This is a genomic window from Planotetraspora mira, from assembly GCF_016863275.1.
In the GTDB taxonomy this organism is placed as follows: Bacteria; Actinomycetota; Actinomycetes; order Streptosporangiales; family Streptosporangiaceae; genus Planotetraspora; species Planotetraspora mira.
The window spans coordinates 136,191-156,058 of sequence record NZ_BOOO01000036.1 but is presented as its reverse complement, the minus strand read 5'-3'; the positions used below and the strand labels follow the sequence as shown (position 1 = coordinate 156,058).

At 70.2% G+C, this 19,868-nt stretch carries 17 protein-coding genes and 1 pseudogene; 9 read left to right on the top strand and 9 right to left on the bottom strand.

Features of this window, described 5'->3' with window-relative positions; genetic code table 11:
- The first annotated feature begins 141 nt into the window (after window positions 1–141).
- The gene (locus Pmi06nite_RS42165) at window positions 142–330 is read left to right on the top strand and encodes a hypothetical protein (protein WP_239114313.1); all 189 of its coding nucleotides are present in this window, start codon (window positions 142–144) and stop codon (window positions 328–330) included.
- Here the strand turns inward: Pmi06nite_RS42165 and Pmi06nite_RS30760 are convergent.
- Window positions 264–733, bottom strand: a pseudogene (locus Pmi06nite_RS30760) (Tn3 family transposase). The gene Pmi06nite_RS42165 and the pseudogene Pmi06nite_RS30760 overlap by 67 nt on opposite strands.
- A 125-nt stretch (window positions 734–858) precedes the next feature.
- Here Pmi06nite_RS30760 and Pmi06nite_RS30755 point away from each other — a divergent pair.
- From Pmi06nite_RS30755 to Pmi06nite_RS30745, 3 genes are all read left to right on the top strand, one after another.
- A complete protein-coding gene (locus Pmi06nite_RS30755) occupies window positions 859–1,953 on the top strand; it encodes a hypothetical protein (RefSeq protein ID WP_203956653.1) in 1,095 nt (364 codons plus the stop codon).
- 75 nt (window positions 1,954–2,028) lie between these two features.
- Complete coding sequence (locus Pmi06nite_RS30750; protein ID WP_203956652.1) at window positions 2,029–2,787, top strand: MerR family transcriptional regulator; 759 nt, start codon at window positions 2,029–2,031, stop codon at window positions 2,785–2,787.
- Window positions 2,788–2,894: 107 nt separating this feature from the next.
- Window positions 2,895–3,707 carry an HAD family hydrolase gene (locus Pmi06nite_RS30745; protein WP_203956651.1) on the top strand — a complete coding sequence of 271 codons (813 nt, stop codon included), beginning with the start codon at window positions 2,895–2,897 and terminating at the stop codon, window positions 3,705–3,707.
- On the opposite strand, the gene Pmi06nite_RS30740 is transcribed toward Pmi06nite_RS30745, so the two are convergent.
- The 3 genes from Pmi06nite_RS30740 to Pmi06nite_RS30730 form a co-directional block, all read right to left on the bottom strand.
- Window positions 3,641–4,399, bottom strand: a complete 759-nt coding sequence (locus tag Pmi06nite_RS30740) for a GNAT family N-acetyltransferase (protein WP_203956650.1) — start codon at window positions 4,397–4,399, stop codon at window positions 3,641–3,643. The two genes, Pmi06nite_RS30745 and Pmi06nite_RS30740, sit on opposite strands and share 67 nt — an antisense overlap.
- Window positions 4,396–5,823 carry an adenylosuccinate lyase gene (gene purB / locus Pmi06nite_RS30735; RefSeq protein ID WP_203956649.1) on the bottom strand — a complete coding sequence of 476 codons (1,428 nt, stop codon included), beginning with the start codon at window positions 5,821–5,823 and terminating at the stop codon, window positions 4,396–4,398. Before purB ends, Pmi06nite_RS30740 begins: the two co-directional genes overlap by 4 nt.
- A gap of 115 nt (window positions 5,824–5,938) precedes the next feature.
- Window positions 5,939–9,175, bottom strand: coding sequence for an efflux RND transporter permease subunit (locus tag Pmi06nite_RS30730; protein ID WP_203956648.1), 3,237 nt, complete (start codon window positions 9,173–9,175; stop codon window positions 5,939–5,941).
- Between the two features lie 129 nt (window positions 9,176–9,304).
- On the opposite strand from Pmi06nite_RS30730, the gene Pmi06nite_RS30725 reads away from it, so the two are divergent.
- Both Pmi06nite_RS30725 and Pmi06nite_RS30720 read left to right on the top strand, forming a co-directional pair.
- Entirely contained in the window at window positions 9,305–9,844 is a 540-nt protein-coding gene (locus Pmi06nite_RS30725; RefSeq protein WP_239114311.1) for a MarR family winged helix-turn-helix transcriptional regulator, read from the top strand.
- A 30-nt stretch (window positions 9,845–9,874) separates the two neighbouring features.
- On the top strand, window positions 9,875–10,648 hold the full coding sequence (locus Pmi06nite_RS30720) for an SDR family NAD(P)-dependent oxidoreductase (protein ID WP_203956646.1): 774 nt from the start codon (window positions 9,875–9,877) through the stop codon (window positions 10,646–10,648).
- A gap of 170 nt (window positions 10,649–10,818) precedes the next feature.
- Here Pmi06nite_RS30720 and Pmi06nite_RS30715 read toward each other — a convergent pair whose 3' ends face one another.
- Window positions 10,819–11,298 (bottom strand): pyridoxamine 5'-phosphate oxidase family protein, encoded by a 480-nt coding sequence (locus Pmi06nite_RS30715; RefSeq protein ID WP_203956645.1) that lies wholly within the window; start codon window positions 11,296–11,298, stop codon window positions 10,819–10,821.
- A gap of 285 nt (window positions 11,299–11,583) precedes the next feature.
- Between Pmi06nite_RS30715 and Pmi06nite_RS30710 the strand changes: the two genes are divergently transcribed.
- On the top strand, window positions 11,584–12,561 hold the full coding sequence (locus Pmi06nite_RS30710) for an aldo/keto reductase (RefSeq protein ID WP_203956644.1): 978 nt from the start codon (window positions 11,584–11,586) through the stop codon (window positions 12,559–12,561).
- 109 nt (window positions 12,562–12,670) lie between these two features.
- On the opposite strand, the gene Pmi06nite_RS30705 is transcribed toward Pmi06nite_RS30710, so the two are convergent.
- On the bottom strand, window positions 12,671–13,417 hold the full coding sequence (locus tag Pmi06nite_RS30705) for an alpha/beta fold hydrolase (RefSeq protein WP_203956643.1): 747 nt from the start codon (window positions 13,415–13,417) through the stop codon (window positions 12,671–12,673).
- 157 nt (window positions 13,418–13,574) lie between these two features.
- Window positions 13,575–14,558 carry a helix-turn-helix transcriptional regulator gene (locus Pmi06nite_RS30700; protein WP_203956642.1) on the bottom strand — a complete coding sequence of 328 codons (984 nt, stop codon included), beginning with the start codon at window positions 14,556–14,558 and terminating at the stop codon, window positions 13,575–13,577.
- Window positions 14,559–14,629: 71 nt separating this feature from the next.
- Here Pmi06nite_RS30700 and Pmi06nite_RS30695 point away from each other — a divergent pair, with 71 nt between their 5' ends.
- Both Pmi06nite_RS30695 and Pmi06nite_RS30690 read left to right on the top strand, forming a co-directional pair.
- Window positions 14,630–15,394, top strand: a complete 765-nt coding sequence (locus tag Pmi06nite_RS30695) for a DeoR/GlpR family DNA-binding transcription regulator (protein WP_275409618.1) — start codon at window positions 14,630–14,632, stop codon at window positions 15,392–15,394.
- Window positions 15,395–15,638: 244 nt separating this feature from the next.
- The gene (locus Pmi06nite_RS30690; protein WP_203956640.1) at window positions 15,639–16,940 is read left to right on the top strand and encodes an MFS transporter; all 1,302 of its coding nucleotides are present in this window, start codon (window positions 15,639–15,641) and stop codon (window positions 16,938–16,940) included.
- Here Pmi06nite_RS30690 and Pmi06nite_RS30685 read toward each other — a convergent pair.
- Together Pmi06nite_RS30685 and Pmi06nite_RS30680 are read right to left on the bottom strand one after the other, a co-directional pair.
- Window positions 16,922–17,683 (bottom strand): sulfite exporter TauE/SafE family protein, encoded by a 762-nt coding sequence (locus tag Pmi06nite_RS30685; protein WP_203956639.1) that lies wholly within the window; start codon window positions 17,681–17,683, stop codon window positions 16,922–16,924. The genes Pmi06nite_RS30690 and Pmi06nite_RS30685 overlap by 19 nt on opposite strands.
- 191 nt (window positions 17,684–17,874) lie before the next feature.
- On the bottom strand, window positions 17,875–19,791 hold the full coding sequence (locus Pmi06nite_RS30680; RefSeq protein ID WP_239114310.1) for an amino acid transporter: 1,917 nt from the start codon (window positions 19,789–19,791) through the stop codon (window positions 17,875–17,877).
- Between the last annotated feature and the right edge of the window lie 77 nt (window positions 19,792–19,868).

Below are 19,868 nucleotides of genomic sequence, written 5' to 3'. Positions count from 1 at the left end.
GCTGGAGATCGCCAACCAGTTCCCGACGCTGGGCATCTCGCTCGGCAACCAGCGGCCGCACGTGCCCGGCAAGATCCGAGCGTGTCGCGGACGAGCAGCGGCCGATAGCCGGTGGGACCGAGCTGGGCGAGTTCACCTTCGATGTCGACCTCGTTTGCGCCGAAGAAGTTGATGTTCTCGCTATGCGCCGGGGAGATGTGGGCCAGGACCTCGTCGTCGATGCGGCGTCCCGCCCTGCGCATCGACTCGACCGCGAGGCCGTACTACTCGGTGGTCCAGGCGACCACGGCGTTGGTGGCCAGCGTCAGGCACCACGCCTGCTCGGTCTGAGCTTCGAGCTGCCGCGCTCGGATGGCGCCCTCGTGGGCGTAGAGCAGGTCTCGCTTGAGCGCGCGCAGCGACTCGCCCTGTTCAGCTGCCGGGAGATCTTGCGCCGGTAGGCCGGGTCGGCGAGGTACCGGGCGGCGTAGATGGTGCGCCGCAATGCCCCGTACTCCTTGAGCGCTGCGGCGAGCGCGTTCTGCCTGCCGGCCGCGGACAGCTTGCCGACCAGTAGCGAGCCGGTGGCGTGCCCGAACTTTAGCGAACCGGCCAGCCGGAGCAGGTCGTCGTAGTGCTCGGCGATCAGGTCAGTGTTGAGCGGGTCAGCAGCGGCCCGGTGCGCGGGAAGAGCGCTCCAGCTCCTCGTCCGCGAACACCTGCGTCGACAAGAACGACCTACCGCCAGACCCACAGATTCCCCGCTCAGAAGCCTACCCAGCCATATCCGCCCGATTTTCGGCGAGTACTACGGGGACCCCAACCTGTCCCGAACGAATCCCCTCTAGTTGGCGTCCAACCTGTAAACAGGGAGGGCCCATGCGGTATGTGCTGGTGGCGGGAGCGGCGGTTGTCGGGCTGACCGGGGTGGTGGTCGTCGCTCCGCCTGCCGGGGCGGGAGGTACGGGAGCGGCCGGCCAGGCCCCGCCGGTGTGGAAGCTGGTCAAGGTCAACACCCTGCCGAAGGACGACGTGCTCAACGACGTGGCCACGCTGAAGAACGGCTCGGTCTGGGCTGCGGGTCACCGGGTGGTGAACGGGAAGGCGAAGGGCGTCGTCGAGCGCTTCGACGGCAAGAAGTGGACCCTGCTGCCCGGCGTGCCGGCGGTCGACCTGACGGCCATAGCCGCGAGTTCACCCAAGAGCGTGTGGGTGTTCGGGCAGGGCAAGGCGGCCCGGTGGAACGGGAAGTCCTGGACCACCCGGTCGCTGGGCAAGCGGTTCTCGACCGCCGACGCCGACGCTCTGAACGTGAAGGACGTCTGGGCCGTCGGGGCCCAGACGTCCTCTGCCCGGCACTGGAACGGCAAGTCCTGGCGGAGCTTCGCACTCCCCGGTCAGGCGAGCGCGATCGACATCTACAAGGCGCGCGACGTCTGGGCCGCAGGCCTGAACGGGTCGCAACCGGCGATCATGCGGTGGAGAGGGGGCTCCTCGTGGAAACCCGTCCCCCTTCCCCCGGTGGCGCTGCCTTCACCTGACGCGGAGGTGGGCTTCCGGGACATCCTGGTGATGGGACCCAAGAACGTCTGGGCGGTCGGCGGCATCAGCTGGGAGGGCGCGAACGAAGAGGGTGACGACGTCACGTTCAGCCGTACGCTTGTCATGCACTGGAACGGCACGAAGTGGACGACGTCCGTGGGGAAGATCGGCGGCCAGCCGTACACCCAGGTGACGCCCGACGGCCGGGGCGGGGTCTGGATCGTGCAGGGTGCGTGGAACGCCACGTTGTGGCATGTCACCGGGTCGGGGTGGAAGAGCACGCCGCTGCCGCGCAAGCCGGGGACGGACGCCGTGTTGTCGTCCATCGCCCGGATACCGGGGACGGCGACGACGTGGGGCGCGGGGTTCACGGTTCCGCAGGGCGATCCCGACGATCCATCCGCGAACGGGGCGTTCTGGCGCGCACGCTGACCCACCGGCGAAGATGACGAGTTGACCCTCCCGTAACGTCAGGCCACACGCTGGATCCTGAAAGGGGGTGAACCCATGGGCTATTCGGTCGGCCAGGTCGCCGCGCTCGCCGGAGTGACGGTCCGGACGCTGCATCATTACGACGAGATCGGACTGCTGTCGCCGGGTGAGCGGACCCGCGCGGGGTACCGGCGGTACACCGAGCCGGATCTCGACCGGTTGCAGCGGATCCTGTTCTACCGCGAGCTCGGGTTCTCCCTGGAGGAGATCGCCACCATCCTGGACGAGCCGGGCGTCGACCCGATGACGCACCTGCGGCGTCAGCACGAGTTGCTGCGGCGGCGGATCGGCAGGCTCCAGGAGATGGTGGCGGCGGTGGACAAGGCGATGGAGGCACAGACGATGGGGATCTCGCTGACCCCGCAGGAGCGGTTCGAGGTGTTCGGCGACTTCGATCCGGACGAGCACGCGCAGGAGGCAGAGGAGCGGTGGGGCGGCACGGACGCGTTCGAGCAGAGCCGCCGCCGGACGGCCGCGTACACGAAGGAGGACTGGCTGAGGATCAAGGAGGAGGCCGGCGAGGTGGTGCGGGACTTCGCCGCGGCGTTCGAGGCGGGCGTCCCGGCTGACGACGTGCGTGCGATGGACGTGGCCGAGCGGCATCGTGAGCACCTCGGCCGGTGGTTCTACGACTGCTCGCCGGAGATGCACAAGGGGCTGGGCGACATGTTCGTCGCCGATCCCCGGTTCGCCGCTAACTACGAGCAGGTGGCGGAGGGGCTGGCGGTGTACGTCCGGGACGCTCTCCACGCGAACGCCGAGCGCCGTTCCTGACCGTCCCAACCGGCCCCCGGCCCGAGTTGACCTGAGTTGACCGGTGCGGTCACGGGCCTTCATCCGCAGGAAATCCGGGTGAAACACCGGCTGGTCACGATGGCCTGGTGATCAGGGCCATTCTGTTCGACCTTGACGAGACCCTTTTCGACCACCGTCGGGCCGTCGCGTACGCCGCGACGAGCTGGACGGAGTCGGTCTCCCCCGGGCATCCGCTGCTGATGGAGACGCCCGCGTTGTGGCTGGATCTGGAGAACAGGCATCTCCCCGCGTGGCATGCGGGCGAGTGCTCGTTCGCCGAGCAGCGGCGCAGGAGGGTGCGGGAGTTCTGCGGCCGGCTGGGGTTCCCGGTGCCGGCGGAGGACCCGGACGCGGCCTACGCGGACTTCCTCGTGCACTACGAGGCCGCGTGGTCCGCGTTTCCGGACGCGGCCGAGGTGATCGACGTTCTCGCGGGTGCCGGCCTGACTCTCGGGGTGCTCACCAACGGGGTGCCCGTGCAGCAGGAGGCCAAGCTGCGCCGTATCGGGCTGATGGACCGCCTCGACCCGGTCCTGACGCCCGACTCTCTCGGTGGGCACTTCAAGCCGTCGGCGGAGTGCTACCTGCGGGCCTCGGCCAAGCTGGGGCTGCGGCCGCAGGAGGTCGTGCTCGTCGGTGACAACCTCCTGCTCGACGCGGTCGGCCCGACCCGGGTGGGCATGCACGGGGTCTGGCTCGACCGTTACGGCAGCACGCCCGCGGCCGCGCCCGCGGAGATCGCGACGATCACGTCACTGACCCGGCTGCCGGACGTCGTCCGCGCACTCGGAAGGGTCTCCCCCGCTCCCCCATGGCGTACGGCGGGTCCGGGTCAGGCGAGGTGGCCGTCGACGGCGGCGGCCGCGACGAAGCGGCGGGCGAAGCCCAGGCGCTCGTAGACGCCGATCGCGGCGGGGTTCTCGTCGTCCACCATCAGCGCCGCCCGGTCGTGCTCGGCCAGCAGCGCCTCGGTGACGAACCGGCAGGTCCGCTCCCCCAGCCCGCGCCCTCTGGCCTGTACGGCTGTCGCGACGCCGGCGAGCAGCCCGACCGTGGGCGCCGACCAGGCGTCGGCGGCGACGGCGAGCAGTTCGCCGGTCGTGTCTCGGATGCCGGCCCATCGGCGGACCCCGGGGATGCCCGGCACGGCGTAGGAGTCGGGGTTGGCGGTCTTGAGGAGATCGGTCACATCCGGCTCCTCGTCCGGAGGCAGCCAGGCGACGTCCCGGTCACCGGCGGCGGGCAGAGCCGGGGCGGGTGGCGGCGAGGTGGTCGCCATCCAGGAGAAGCGGCCCAGGAGCGCCAGCTCGTCGATGGTCTCCGACAGTTCGCGGACGAGCTGGACATCGCCGAACGGGCGGAACTCCGGGCCCATCTCGGCCAGGGCGTGCCGTACCAGCCGGGTGGCGTAGGCGGTGCTCCCGCGGACGGCCAGCCGGTCGCGGCGGGACGCCTGCGGGCTGGCCACGGCCACCGCGTCACCGGCGGCCCAGGCCCGCACGCCGGGCTTCATGTCCTGGGCCGCCCACACGATGAGGTCGTCGTCGGCGGAGGCGTCCACGACCTCCGCCGTGCGGGTGAGCTCCCTCAAAGGATCGCGCCGGGCGTGTAGGCGGCGGCCGCGGGGTGGGCGGCGGTGATCCTCCCGACGCGTTCGACGATCTGGGTGACCTGGTCGGGCGCGGCACCGGTGAAGGAGATCCGGTCGGCGAGCAGCGCGTCGAGCTCGGCCCTGCCGAGCGGGAACCGGGTGTCGGCGGCCAGCCGGTCCAGCAGTTCGTTGGCCTTGCCCTCGGAGCGCATGGCGAGCGCGGACGCCACCGCGTGCTCCTTGATCAGCTCGTGTGCGGTCTCGCGCCCCATCCCGGCGCGGACCGCGGCCATGAGCATCTTGGTCGTGGCGAGGAAGGGAAGGTAGCGGTCCAGCTCGGCCTCGATGACGGCGGGGAACGCGCCGAACTCGTCGAGGACGGTGAGCATGGTCTCCACGAGTCCGTCGAAGGCGAAGAACGCGTCGGGCAGGGCGACCCTGCGCACGACCGAGCACGACACGTCGCCCTCGTTCCACTGGTCCCCCGCCAGTTCTCCCGCCATGGACGCGTACCCACGCAGGATGACGGTGAGGCCGTTGACGCGTTCACACGAGCGGGTGTTCATCTTGTGGGGCATCGCCGAGGACCCGACCTGGCCCTCCTTGAATCCCTCGGTGACGAGCTCGTGCCCGGCCATCAGGCGGATGGTCTTGGCCAGCGACGACGGCGCGGCGGCCAGTTGCACCAGCGTGGTGAGCACGTCGTAGTCGAGGGAGCGCGGGTAGACCTGACCCACGCTCGTGAAGCGGCGGGCGAACCCAAGGTGCGCGGCGACCCGGTCCTCCAGTTCGGTGAGGCGGTCACCGGATCCGAGGAGGTCGAGCATGTCCTGCGCGGTGCCGACCGGGCCCTTGATGCCGCGCAGCGGGTAGCGGTCCAGCAGGTTCTCGAGGCGTTCGAAGGCGGCGAGCAGTTCGTCGGCCGTGGTCGCGAAGCGTTTCCCGAGCGTGGTGGCCTGCGCGGCGACGTTGTGGGAGCGGCCGGCCAGCACCGTCGGGGAGTGCTCGGCGGCCAGCCGTCCGAGGCGGGCGAGCAGCGCCACGACACGCCCCCGGACGAGCAGCAGGCTGTCGCGGACCTGGAGTTGCTCGACGTTCTCGGTCAGGTCGCGCGAGGTCATGCCCTTGTGGACGTGTTCGTGCCCAGCCAGGGCGTTGAACTCCTCGATGCGGGCCTTCACGTCGTGGCGGGTGACCCGCTCACGCTCGGCGATGGATCCGAGGTCGACCTGGTCGACGACCTTCTCGTAGTCGGCGACCACGCCCGGCGGCACGTCGATCCCGAGGTCGCTCTGCGCCTTCAGCACGGCCAGCCAGAGCCTGCGCTCCAGCACGACCTTGTGCTCGGGGGACCACAGGCGGGCCAGCTCCGCTGACGCGTAGCGGGCGGCCAGGACATTCGGGATTCGCGGCTTGGCACTCACGTTGGGTCAGTCTATTGAGGCCACCCACCCTCTTGCGCTGCCGCCCCGCCAGAGCGGCCGTCCCCGGCCGCTCTGGCGGCAGGCGGGCCGCTCTGGCCCGCCTGCCGGGGGTGTCTCACTGGGCCGGGGTGAGTGCCTCCTTCTCGTACACCTTGAGGTCGCCGTCGCCCGACGGCTCCTTGGGCGTACGGCGCATGCGCTCCTTGGTCCGCTCGACCATCGTGTAGAGGGTGGGCACGAGCACCAGCGTGAGCAGCGTCGAGGAGATCAGTCCGCCGATCACGACGATCGCGAGCGGCTGGGAGATGAACCCGCCCGACCCGGTCACACCCAGCGCCATCGGGGTCAGCGCGCAGATCGTCGCGATGGCCGTCATGAGGATGGGGCGCAGCCGGCGCCTGCCGCCCTCGATGACCGCCTCCACGATGCCCAGCCCCTTGGCTCGGTACTGGTTGATCAGGTCGATGAGCACGATGGCGTTGGTGACCACGATGCCGATCAGCATGAGCATGCCGATCAGCGCGGGGACGCCCAGCGCCGTGTCGGTGGCCAGCAGCAGCCCGATCGCGCCGGTCGCCGCGAACGGGATCGACACGAGCAGGATCAGCGGCTGCACGAGGCTACGGAACGTCGCGACCATGATCATGAAGACGATCGCGATCGCCAGCAACATCGCGATGCCGAGGCTGGAGAACGCCTCCTGCTGGTCGGAGCTCGCTCCGCCCATCTCGTAGGTCACCCCGGCGGGCAGCGTGAGCGTCTTCAGCTTGTCGGTCACCTTCGAGGTGATCGCCCCGAGGTCGGAGGCGTCGGCCGCGCCGGAGACCGTCGCCGTCCGATCGCCGTCCTGACGGCTGATCTGCGTCGGCCCGTCGGTCTTGACCACGTCGGCGACCTGGCTCAGCTTGACCAGCCCGGTGGGCGTGGGCAGCTGAATGTCCTTGATCGCGTTCAGGTCGTCGGGTGCGTCACCCACACGCAGCACGACGTCGCTCGACCGCTCGTCGATGTCGAGCGATCCGATCGGCGCCCCGCGGAAGGACTGCGCGACGATCTGGCCGATCCCGGCCTCGGTCAGCCCCTTGGCCGCGGCCTTCTCCCTGTCCACGTGGACCTCGACGCGCTGCGCGCTGTCTTCCAGGTTGGAGGCCACGTCACGCAGCCCGCCGACCCCGGCCATCGCGTCACGCACCGTGGTGGCGGCCGTCTTCAGCTCCGCGGGGTCGGAACCCTGCAGGATGACCTGGACCTGGTTCGAGTTGAACCCGCCGCCGCCTCCCCCGCCGACCGTGATGTCGCCGATGCCGGACACCTGCTTCAGCCGGTCGCGGAGCGTCTGCTCCACCGTCGGGGTGTCGACCCCGTCGGACAGCGTGAGGGAGAAGGACGCGCGGTCGGCGCCCCCGCCCACACCCGCGAGGAACTGGTTGCCGCCGCCGACCGTCACCTGGTACGACGCGATTCCCTTGACCGACGACAGGACGCCCTCGACCTTCTTCGCCGCGGCGTCGGTGGTCGCGAGGTCGGTGCCGACGGGCATCCGCTGGCTGACCTGGGTGGTGTCGTTGCCCGAGGAGTCGAGGAAGTTGGTCTTCAGGTTGGGGACGAGCCCCATCGTGCCGATGAAGATGACCAGCCCGATCAGGAGCGTGACGAGCCGCCGCTTGGTGGCGAACCGCAACACCGGCAGGTACATGCGCTGCAGCGGGCTGCGCAGTTCCCTGCGCTCCGCGTCCTCCCGTGCCGCCTCGGCCTCCTGCGGCGTGAATTTCGGCGTCTTGAGGAACCAGTACGCCAGGACCGGGATCACGGTGAGCGCGACCAGCAGCGACGCGAGCAGGGCCACCGTCACGGTGATCGCGAACGGGCTGAACAGCTGGCCGACCAGGCCGCCGACGAACGCGATCGGCAGGAACACCGCCACCGTCGTCAGTGTGGACGCGGTCACCGCCCCCGACACCTCACGTACGGCCCCGAGGATGGCCTGGCGTTTCGGCTCGCCGTACGCCAGATGTCGTTTGATGTTCTCCAGCACGACGATGGAGTCGTCGACCACGCGGCCGATGGCGATGGTCAGCGCGCCCAGTGTGAGCAGGTTGAGCGAGTAGTCCCCGATCCACAACGCGATCAGGGCGATGACCACCGACAGCGGGATCGACACGGCCGTCACCAGCGTCGACCGGACCGACAGCAGGAACACCAGAATGATCAGCACGGCGAAGACCAGCCCGAGCAGGCCCTCGGTCGTCAGGTCCTCGATCGAACGCTCGACGTAGGGAGCCTGGTCGAACACGACCGTCAACTGGGAGACGTCGCCGAGCGAGCGCGTCAGCGCCGGCAGCGCGTCACGCACGTCATGGGAGATCTGCACGGCGTTGCCGTCCGGCGTCATCGTGACCGACACACCGAGGCTCGACTTGCCGTTCGTGCGGGTCAGCGTCGTCGCGGGGGCGTCCTTGATCTCAATGGTCGTGACGTCGCCCAGCTTGACCGGCCGGAGCCGCAGCGAGGCGACACCACCCGGCAGACCGGGCTGCCCGGCCCGCGCTCCCGCGCCCTGTACGGCCTGGCCTCCCTGTCCTCCGGCCCTGCCGGCTCCGGCGGGCGGCGCGGCGGGGGTGAGGTAGAGGTTCTTGAGGTCGTCGACGCTCTGGATCCGGTCGCCCGTCTGCACGGTGAGGGACTTGCCGGCCTCGGTGAGACTGCCGGCGGGGATCAGCACGCCGTTCGCCCGCAGCAGGTCGGGGATCGAGGCGGCGGACAGGCCGAGGAGCGCGAGCTTGCGCTGGTCGGGGGTGACCACGACCTGCTTCTCGCCTGCGCCGCTCACGGTCACCTCACGGACGCCGGTGATCGACTGCAGCTTGGGCACCATGACCCGCTCGAGCTTCTCGAACGTGCCGTGCTTGTCGCCGGCGTCGTCGACCGCGATGGCCATGACGGGGATGTCGTCGGTGCTGCCGGCGACCACCTGCGGGTCCACGTTCTCCGGAAGCTGCGGCCTGACCCGGGTCAGAGCCTGCTGCATCTTGCCGACGACGTCGTCGATGTCGGTGCCGAACTCGTAGGCCACCTGGATCTGGGCCACCCCCTCCTTCGAGGTGGAGGTGATCTCCGTCACGCCGGGCAGGCCCTGGAAGCCACTCTCGATCGGCTTGGTGACCTGTTCCTCGACGATCTCAGGCGAGGCGCCGGGGTAACTCGCGACCGTGAAGGCCGCCGGGAACTCCAGCGAGGGGAAAAGCTGTTGCTTCAGCGAGGGGATCGCGAAGGCGCCAAAGAGGCCGAGGACAACCGCAATCATGATCACCAGACTGCGATTGGCAAGACTCAGCCTGGCCAGCGAGGTCATCTGGCAAGCTCCTTAACCGGGTTATCTAGGTAAGACATCAAAGTGTTTTGGCCAACGATAACACTTCGCTTGGCACGAACATTTAGCATGGCATTAACTTCTGGTAACCTCTCCAGGCGAGAGGTGAACGTGAGCGACTGTCGAACAGGGCGGCCCGGCGACGCAGCAGCCGACGTCGACACTCAGGGGCCCGACCAGGATCAGGCCGGTGACCGGGACGAGATCATCGCCCGGCTCGCCGAGCTGCAACGAGGGCTCGGCCGGTTCTTCGCCCGCGACCGATCCCTGCCCATCATGGCCTCCAACCTGACCATGCAGCAGCTCAAGGTCGTGATGTTCCTGTCCTTCCACGGTTCGACCTCCGGGCAGGAGCTGGCCCGCCATCTGCACGTCGGCCTCGGAACCGTGACCGGGATCGTGGACCGCATCGTCGCCCAGGGCCTGGCCGGCCGCCGGGAGGATCCGAACGACCGCCGCATCCGCCGGGTCGAGCTCACCGACGCGGGCAAGCGGCTGACCGCCGAGATCGTCGACGCCGGGACCACCGGCTACCGCCGCCTCCTCGAGCATCTCGACACCGAGACGCTGCGGACGATGGAGACCGTCATGCGGAAGATACAGCAGGCCATGCGGGACATGGCGGCGGAAGACCACTCCCCCTCGCACTGACAGTGATCAGCGCTGATAGCTTTCCACGACATGTCGGCATACCTTGAGTCGCTGTTCTCCCTCACCGACCGCGTCGCCCTGGTAACCGGAGGCAGCTCCGGCATCGGCCACACGATAGCCGAGGCACTCGGCCGGGCCGGCGCCGCCGTGGTCATCGTCGCCCGGCGCGAGGAGGAACTCGCCAAAGCCGTCAGTCGCCTCGAGGGGCACGGCGTGCGCGCGGCCGCGATCAGCGCCGACCTCGGCGACCGCACGGCCGTCGCCCGGGTGTGCGAGCAGGCGCCCCGCTTCTTCGGCGACATCGACATCCTCGTCAATGACGCCGCCAACAACATCCGGCGGCCCATGGCCGAGCTCACCGTCGACGACTACGACCACACCATCGCGGTGAACCTCACCGCGCCGTTCCTCCTCGGTGGGCACTTCGGCCCACGCATGGCCGAGCGCGGCTGGGGACGGATCATCAACGTCGGCTCGCAGCAGTCGATCAGCGCCTTCGGCGACAGCGGCGCCTACGGAGCCTCCAAGGCGGGCATCTGCGGGCTGACGCGCTCCCAGGCCGAGGCGTGGTCGGCATCAGGTGTCACGAGCAACACGATCATCCCCGGGTTCGTGCTCACTCCCCTGACCGAGCCGGCCCAGGCCGTGCCCGGACGCGTGGAGGCGCTCGCCGCCCGCTCGATGACCGGTCGCAACGCCGTCCCCGCCGACTTCGCCGGAGCCGCGGTCTTCCTGGCCGGTGACGCCTCCGCGTATGTCACCGGTCAGGAAATCCGCGTCGACGGAGGCTTCAGCGTCCACTGAGGGTCCACTGAGGGTCCATTGAGGACGCCCACGCCGATGCCCGCCGCCCCGGGCGTCACGACCGCCGCCAAGGCAGCCCCCGTGACCGCCGCTGTGACCGCCGCTGTGACCGCCACCTGGACCCGCGACGTCGTGCACCCCACCGGCCGATGTGGCTATCAACGTGCCGGTCACTTGCGGCGGACCACCCGGACGCCTTGCCCCTCGTGCCACATCTCGATCACGAGGTGCTCCCCCGCCGGGTCGACCTTCGTCAGGACGACCTCGGTGACGTCCACCCGGAACAGGTGGGAGTCCATCTCGGGCGAAGCGCCGAACCGCTCGCGCGCCGCCGGGTCGGTGATCTCCACCGCCGTGCCCGCGAGCTTCGCGTCGCCGTCCCACGCGGTCGGATCGGACTCGTCCGGGTCGTCGGACATGCCGTGGATCGCCACGCGTGGATCCCGCCGAAGGTCGAGCGCCTTCACCGCGCCGGTCATCGAGCCCAGCCACACCTCGCCGTCCTTGAACTCCACCTCGGTCCCGCTGATCCGCGGCGAGCCGTCCTTGCGGAGTGTGGCCATCGTCTTGTGCTTGCGTCTCCCCATGAGCGCCAGCACGCGCGCGGCCAGCTCGGGGATCTCCTTCTCGATCTCCTGCCATGAAGCCATGCCGCCATAGTGCCGTCCGCCACCGACAGTTTCCATCGGCGACCCTTCGGCCCCGACGCGGTCGCGGAGGCCTCCCGATCGCAGAGGCCGGCGACGGCTGATCGAGCCGTCCCGCCGCGTGACCGGCTCAGCCGTCCACAGACCTCGTGGAGATCCTCTCGGCCCCGATCAAGGGGGGCGCTTACCCCAGGGCGCCCCCGGAGGAGAAGACTTGGTCCGTAGATCGCGACAGCGCCACGCGAACGGCGTTCACGACACCACGCACAACCCGATGATGGGGGAGCAATGAAGCAGCGCACACTCGGCCAGGGCCTGCGCACGTCCGCGCTCGGACTCGGCTGCATGGGCATGAGCGACTTCTACGGTCCCGGAGACGACACCGAGTCGACCGCCACGATCCACCGTGCGCTCGACCTGGGGATCACCTTTCTCGACACGTCCGACGCGTACGGGCCCTTCACCAACGAGCGCCTCGTCGGCAAGGCCGTCGCCGGCCGCCGCGACGAGGTGGTGCTCGCCACCAAGTTCGGCATCGAGCGGCTGCCCGATGGCACCCGGCTGGGGCACAACGGCCGCCCCGACTACGTGCGCAAGTCCTGCGACGCCTCCCTGGAACGGCTCGGCGTGGACCACATCGACCTCTACTACCAGCACAGGATCGACCCGGACGTCCCGATCGAGGACACCTGGGGAGCGCTCAAGGAGCTGGTCGAGGCGGGCAAGGTCCGTCATCTGGGCATCTCGGAGGCCGCTCCCGCGACCGTGCGGCGAGCCCACGCGGTCCACCCGATCACCGCGGGCCAGTACGAGTATTCGCTGTTCACCCGGGACATCGAAGACGAACTCCTGCCGACGCTGCGCGAGCTCGGCGTCGGCCTGGTGGCCTACAGCCCCCTCGGCCGCGGCTTCCTGGCCGGCGCCTTCAGCAAGCCCGGCGATCTCGCGGACGGCGACGTCCGTCACACGCACCCGCGCTGGCAGGGTGACAACTTCGCCGCCAACCACGCCCTCGCGGCGAAGATCGGCGAGGTGGCGTCGGGTATCGGCGCCACGCCCGCCCAGGTCGCACTCGCCTGGGTGATCGCCCAGGGCGAGGACGTCGTGCCGATCCCGGGCACCAAGCATGTCGGCCGTCTCGAGGAGAACGCCGCGGCCGCCGGGATCGAGCTCGGCTCCGGCGACGTCGAGGCCCTCGAATCGCTGGCCGCCCAGGTGTCCGGCCCCCGGTACAACGCGACGCAGATGTCCGGGGTCAACCGCTGACCGGCGCCCAGGAAGGCCGGTTCGTCCAGGCGAGGTTGGGGGCAGGCGGGGTTTTGGGGTTGGGCGCGGTGAGCTCACCGCGCCCAACCCGGCGCCTTTACAATGTAGATCAACAAGGTAGGAAGCTCAGCAGGAGCGAGGTCACCTCGTCGGGGCGTTCCAGACTGGGCAGGTGACCGGCCCAGTCGAACTCGAAGAGCGCCGCGAGCGGCATGGTGTCCGCCATGTGCCGGCCGCTCTCCCTGAAGTACGGCAGGTCATGTGCGCCGGTGACCACCAGGGTGGGCGCGCCGATGACGGCCAGGTCGATCGGGGCGCGGCGCTTGTCAGGCTCGGAGACGGCGGCCAGTTGCATCTCGAACGCATGCCGCTGCATCGCCGCGAGACGCGTCCGGGTGGCGTCGTCGGCCGACGGGCCGAGCCAGGTACGCACGTTGAGGGCCACCGCTCCGTCCAGGTCGCCGGCGTCGATCAGGCGCTCCTCCTCGGCGTCGAACTCGGTCAGGTCCGGCGTTGGGGGCAGCCCGCACCCGGCGTTCAGCAGCGCCAGCTGCGACACCAGATCGGGATGCTCGGTGGCGAGTTCGAGCGCCACCCGCCCGCCGTACGACGATCCGACGAGCGCCACGCTGCGAAGGTCCAGTGCCGCGAGCAGCGAGGCCACGTCGCCGGCGTCGGAGTAGGGCCCCTCCGACGCGTACGGCGTGCGCCCGTGGCCCCGGAAGTCCATCCGCACCACGTCGAAGCAGGCGGTCAGCGGCTCCCACTGCGCGTCCCACATGCCCGAGTCGGCGACGCTGGAATGCAGCAGCACGACCGGATCGCCCGCTCCCCCACGTTCGTGCCAGACCGTCATCGAGCGACCCGCCCGTACGGTGGGACCGGCGTCAGGGCGGCGAGAGGAGGTGGCGCCGCGGGCGGTGAAGCAGTCAGATGCATGTGCCCATCGTTCCGGGGCCGGGGCGGACGATCAACATCATTCACCCGCGCCGGAACCCTGCTGATCGTCAGTGTCATTCCTCATCGGGGGCGTCGCCGTACATGACGGACAACTCGGCCACCGTCCTCGCTATCCGATCGCGCACCTCGGCCGGCTCCAGGACTTCCACGGAGGAGCCCAGCCGCAGCAGTTGCCACGCCGCGTGGTTGACCGACTCGATCGGCAGGGTGATGCGGATCCACCCGTCCGCGCCGGTCACCCCGTCGGCCAGCGCCTTGTCGCTCACGTCGGCGCCCATGGTGTAGCGCAGCAGGTCCTGCATCCCGGGTGCGAGGCGGATGACCGCCTTGGCGGTGTACATCCGCACGGCGAACTCCGCGGCGAACTCGCGCCAGAAGTCCGCGAGGTCGAAGTCCGGCGCCCGCGTGAACGTCTCGTCCAGGGCCTCGGCCGCGATGATGCGGCTGACCCGGTATGTGCGCACGGTTCCGTCGCAGGACGCCGCGAGATACCACGAGCCGCCCTTGAGGATGAGTCCGTAGGGATGGACCACCCGCTCCACCTCGGCCGGCCCCCATCGGCGGTAGCGCAGCCGGACGACGCGGTCCTCCCACACCGCCTCCGCGACGTCCATGAGGAACGGCACGTCGTCGTTGCCCCGATACCACCCGGGCACGTCGAGATGGAACCGCTCGCGCATCCGGGCCGCGTGCGAACGGGGCTCGGGCGGGAGCGCGGCGAGAAGCTTCAGCTCGGCCGTCGCGGCGACGTCGGCCCGCCCGAGTTCGGCGGCGGGGCCGGGAAGGCCCGCGAGGAACAGGGCCGAGGCCTCGTCGGCCGTCAGCCCGTTCAGCCGAGTGCGGTACCCGTCGAGCAACTGGTATCCCCCCAGCGGGCCGCGATCGGCGTACACCGGCACGCCTGCCGACGACAGGGCCTCCACGTCGCGGTAGACCGTGCGGACCGAGACCTCGAGTTCCGCGGCCAACTCGGGCGCGGTCATCCTGCCGCGGGTCTGGAGGAGCAGCAGGAGGGAGAGCAGTCGGCTCGCGCGCATGCGCTCCAGTCTGCCACCTTTACAATGTAGATTTATTTGCGTTCGCACATCGACAATGTTCAAATGAACGCATGGAAGGTGCCGACAGGATCCGCGCCATCATGAACGAGCTGCGGACCTCCGACAGCGTCTCGGTGACCGAGCTCGCCGCATTGCACGGCGTCTCGGAGATGACCATCCGCCGCGACCTCGACGAACTGGCCCAGCAGGGTGTGGTGCGGCGGGTGCGCGGAGGCGCTCTCAGCCTGCTCCTGCGCGGCGAGGAACCCCCCTTCGGCGTCCGCGAACGCGAGGCCGTCGACGCCAAGCAGCGGATCGGCGCCGAGGTCGCGGGCCTGCTCGCCGACGGCGAGGCGGTCCTGCTCGACGGCGGCACGACCGTCCTGGAGGTCGCCAGGGCGATCCACGACCGGCGGCTCACCGTGCTCCCGCTCGCCCTCCAGGCGACACAGGAACTCGCCGGCGCCCCGCGGATCCGCCTCGTCCTTCCCGGCGGCGAGGTACGGCACAGCGAGATGAACTTCGTGGGCCCGCTGACCGAGGCCTCCATCAGGGCGTTGCGTTTCGACACCGCGGTCATCGGCTGTTGCGGGCTGTCCGCCGAGCATGGGCTGACCGCCCACGACCTGCCGGAGGTCGCGATCAAACAGGCCGCGATCGCGGCCGCCCGCCGGGTCGTGGTGGCGTGCGACTCGGGGAAGTTCTCCCGCACCGCGTTCGGCTCGGTCTGCACGCTCGACAAACTGGATGTGGTCGTCACCGACGACGGCATCCCCCGCGAGCAGCACGACGCCCTGACCGCCGCCGGCGTGACCGTCCGCATCCCCTCCGCATGATCCCCCCGCACCTCCCCCGCCGTGATCATGCGCACGCGTCAATCCCCCGCGTGATCATGCACACCTTCGCCCGCGCCCCCTCCCACCTGCCCCTCCCCCCGCCGTGATCATGCACGGATTCGGGAAAACCCCCTTCCACCTGCGCGTTCTCGCATCGTGATCATGCGTGGATTCGGCCGCGTCACCTCTCACCTGGCCGAACGTCCTTTGTGATCTGGCATTCTCACCGTTGGAGCCCTGCCACATGGCGCTACTCGCCACCGCCCGGCCGTCCCTGCGACGCGCCCGCCTCGCCGTCTTCGGGCTGTTCCTGCTCGCCGGGACGGCCATCGGCACCTGGACGGCCCGCATCCCCGCCATCAAGGAGGACCTCGCCCTCTCGGACGGCCGCCTGAGCCTGGCCCTGCTCGGCGTCGCGGCGGGCGCCATCACCGGAATGCTGATCATCGGCCGTCTCGTCGACAGGTACGGCAGCGACCGCGTCATGATCCCGGCGGCCATCGCCCAGGGGGCCGTCCTGGTGCTCCCCGCCCTCGCGCCCGATCTGCCGGTGCTCGCCCTGACCCTGTTCCTGTTCGGCGTGGTCAACGGCACGCTCGACGTCTCGATGAACGCCAACGCCGTCACGGTCGAACGCGCGTACGGCCGGCCGATCATGTCGGCGTTCCACGCCGTGTTCAGTGTCGGAGGCTTCGCCGGGGCGGCGTTGGGCGGGCTGTTCGCCCACGCCGAGGCCGGCCCGACCGCCACGTTCGCGGTGGCCGGGGCGATCATCCTGGTCGTCGCCGTGCTGTCCGCCCGCTGGGCCCTGCGCGACACCCCCGACCCCCGGGAGCCGCAGTCGGCCGCGGCCGCGGCCATCCAGCAAGAGGCCACCCCACAAGAGGTCACCTCCGAAGAGGCCGCCCCTCAGGAGGCCGCCTCCGATCGCCGGACCGCCGCGCCCCGCCGCCGACTGCCGCAAGGCGCGTTCTTCCTCGGTGTGCTCGCCTTCTGCGGTCTCATCGGCGAGGGAGCCTCAGCCGACTGGAGTTCGGTCTACCTCCACGACGACCTCGGCTCCTCCCCCGGCTTCGCGGCCGCCGCCTTCGCCGCCTTCTCGATCATGATGACCGCCGGGCGCTTCGCCGGCGACCGGCTCGCCGCCCGCCTGGGCCCGGTGGCCCTGGTGCGCGGGTGCGGCCTGCTCGGCGCCGTGGGCCTCGCGGTCAACCTCGTGATCGGCACGCCGGTCGCCGGGGTTATCGGGTTCGCGCTGTTCGGCGCGGGGCTGTCGTGCGTCATCCCGCAGGTCTTCTCTGCCGCCGGGCACCGCGATCCGGCCCAGTCCGGGCGTGCGCTGGCGACGGTGGCGAGCCTCGGCTACACGGGGTTTCTCGCCGGCCCGGTGATCATCGGCGCCCTCGCGGAGCTCGTCACACTGCCGAGAGCCCTGTTCGTCCCCGCCTTGCTGACGCTCCTCGTCGCCCTCGCCGCTCCCGCCGTACGGCCGGTGCGCACCGGCGGAACGACCTCCGCCGCGCCCGCTCAGGCGAACGTCTCGTAGCCGAGCTTCAGAACCAGCACCGTCACCACGCACAGCAGGACGATCCGCACGAACCCCGCACCGCGGCGCAACGCCATCCGCACACCCAACTGCGCGCCGGCGATGTTGCACACGGCCATGCCCAGGCCGAGCGCCCACATCACGTGCCCCTGGGCGCCGAACACGATCAGCGCGCCGAGGTTCGTCCCCGTGTTGATCACCTTCGCCGTCGCGGAAGCGTGCACGAAGTCCATCCCCAGCAGGGAGGTGAACGCGATGAGCAGGAACGTCCCCGTTCCCGGGCCGAGGATGCCGTCGTAGAACGCGATCGCGACGCCGGCGATCCCGACGGCGGTCACGACGCGGGTCCTCGTCCGCAGGTGCGGGTGCGGCAACCTCCCGAAAGCAGGGCGGAACGTCACGAACGCCGCGACCACCAGCAGCACGACCATCACCAGCGGCTTGAGCATCGAGGCGTCCAGCAGCGCCGCCGACGCCGCTCCCAGCCCGGCGAACACCACCGCGAGAACACCCGCCGGTACGGCCACGGCCCGGTCCAGCTTCGTCCCCCGCACGTACGTCACCGCGGCGGACGCCGTGCCGAAGATGGCCGCGGACTTGTTGGTGGCCAGCGCCTGCACCGGCGACAGGCCCGCGAGGATCAGCACAGGAAGCTGAAGCAGCCCGCCCCCGCCCACGACGGCGTCGACCCATCCCGCGGCCAGCGCCGCCAGAAGCAGGAGCACGATCTGTCCGACCTGCATCGCGGCGCGTCCCCCCGTGTGTGTTCGACGGCGCTCTGCGACGCGCGGTCGGCTAGGCCGAGGTTAGCCGCCGGACAAATCGCATCATCACAGGGGTGACCACTGAACGCCCAAGCCCGCCAGACCGCCCGACTGCGTGAACGCCCAAGCTCCCGAGCGCCTGACTGCGTGAACGCCCGAGCGCCGGGGGATCAGCTCACATGGACCTGGGGGCGGCGGCCGATGTCGGGCTCCGCCTTCCTGATGACCTCCCGCGTCAGCGGCGGCACGTCTCCCCCGCCGAAGACCAGGTAACGCAGCAGCGCGCCGACCGGGTTCCCCTCGGCCCAGTGGAAGTACACGTGTGGCCGTTTGCCCGTCACATCCCTGAGGTGGAACAGGATCGCCGCGATCGTGTTGGCCACCGCGGGGCTCTGCACGGTCAGCACCTGGTAACCGTGCCGCGTCTCCCCCTTGACGAGCAGATCCGCCTCGAACTCCGACGCGTCGCCGAGGGTGACCTCCAAGAAGATCATCGGCTCGTCCTCGGGCAGATGGTGGTATTCGCGCGTCTCGCGGTCCTTCTCGGCGTACTCGGCCGTGTCCCGCGCGTCGGGCTCGTTGGCGATCAGGCGGAGCTGTCCCGGTGCCTCGGCGACGATCCTGCGGGCGGTCTCGTCCAGCCTCACCTCGGTGACCCGCAACTCCGTCGACCGGGTGGCGCGGGACACGAGTGAGCTCACGACGATGGCGACGACGAAGCCGATCGCGATGCTCAGGCCGTCGGGCCGCTCCCTGATGTTCTCGACGGCGGCGTAGGCGATGACGAGGGTGATCAGGCCGAACCCGGCCCCGGCGACCGTGCGCCCGGCGCGGAAGACGGTGAGCGTGACGGCGATCGCCGCCGAGAGGATCAGCACGAGCACCCCTGTGGCGTATGCGCCACCCTGGGGCTCCACCTCGGCGCCGAACAGGATCGTGATGCCGAAGGCGATGGCGGTGAAGACCAGGACGAGCGGGCGTACGGCCCTGGCCCAGTCGGGGGCCATGCCGTACCGGGGCAGGTAACGGGGGACGATGTTCAGCAGCCCGGTCAGCGCGGACGCGCCCGCGAACCACAGGATGGCGATCGTGCTGACGTCGTAGACGGTGCCGAAGGCGTCGCCCAGGTTCTCGTGGGCCAGGTAGGCGAGCGCGCGGCCGGACGCCTTGCCGCCCTCGGCGAACTCCCCGGCCGGGATGAGCATGGTCGTCGCGACGCTGCTCGCGAGAAGGAAGACGCTCATGATCAGCGCGGCGGTCGTGAGCAGCCGCCGGGCGCCGGCGATGCGGGCTCGCAGGTCGCCCTCGATCTGCGGCATCACGGCCACGCCGGTCTCGAAGCCGGACAGGCCGAGAGCGAGCTTGGGCAACACCAGCAGGGACATCGCGATCATCGCCACCGGGCTGGAGTGATCAGCCGTGAGCGAGTGCTGCCAGCCGTCCAGGAGTTCGGGGTGCGTCACGACCTTCGCCAGGGCCACCCCGACGACCACCACGTTGAGCACGAGGTAGACCACGACGAGGACGACCGCGAGCCCGATCGCCTCGCTGAAGCCGCGCAGGAAGATGCCGCCGAGCAGCGCGATCAGCAGCAGCGTGATGCCGACCTGGTGGCCGCTGAGGAACCCCGGCACGAACGGGTTCTGCAGGATGTGGGCGGTGGCGTCCGACGCCGACAGGGTGATCGTGAAGATGAACGCCGTCGCGACGAACCCGAGCAGCACGAGGACGAAGAGCTTGCCCCACCAGCGCGGCAGCAGGCCCTCCAGCATCGCGATGGAGCCCATTCCGTTGGGGCTGTGCTGGGCGACGGCACGGTAGGTGGGCAGGGCGCCGAACAGGGTGAGCAGCACCAGCAGGAGCGTGGCGATCGGCGACAGCGCTCCGGCGGCGACCGCCGCGATCCCCGGCTGGTATCCCAGGGTGGAGAAGTAGTCGACGCCGGTGAGGCACATGACCTGCCACCAGGTGTGCCGCTTCTCCGGATGCTCCTCATGCGGGCCGGTGGCCCGGCGTTCGCGCTGAAGGCCCTCCAGGAGCCAGGCACGGACGGTCCCGGGGCTTTCCCGCTGCGCGGACGTGGTCAATCCGGCTCACTCTCCTCGGCTGGGGGACACGATGGCGGCAGGGAGACCATACTGACCAATCACGCGGCACGCCGCGT